This window comes from Tenacibaculum sp. AWR4_210 (assembly GCF_056160945.1).
This window is the reverse complement of the sequence record NZ_JBSWYF010000072.1, coordinates 1-315: the sequence shown is the minus strand read 5'-3', so window position 1 is coordinate 315 and position 315 is coordinate 1. Positions and strand designations below refer to the sequence as shown.

General features: G+C 51.1%; 1 protein-coding gene. It reads right to left on the bottom strand.

Going from position 1 to position 315, the window contains the following annotated elements:
* A partial coding sequence (locus ACXAG7_RS20075; RefSeq protein WP_476667943.1) for a hypothetical protein occupies positions 1 to 315 on the bottom strand: 315 nt, incomplete at both ends.

The window sequence follows — 315 nt, the reverse complement described above, 5'->3', positions numbered from 1 at the left end:
CACAGATCGTTAGTGTTCCGTTAGTTCCCGCATTTGGTAAAGCCTGTTCGCTTACCACTACCTGAGCCGTTGCTGCTGTGGTACATGGTGCTGTTGCTGCTACGGTATACGTATAGGTATTAGCGCCTGATAATGCTGGTGACCAAGTTCCGCCGGTAGCTGGACTTCCACCTAAGGCTGCAAATAATTGCCCTGATGTTACCGTGCTTCCTGCACAGATGGTGAGTGTTCCGTTAGTTCCGGCATTTGGTAAGGCTTGTTCGCTTACCACTACCTGAGCTGTTGCTGCTGTGGTACATGGTGCCGTTGCTGCTA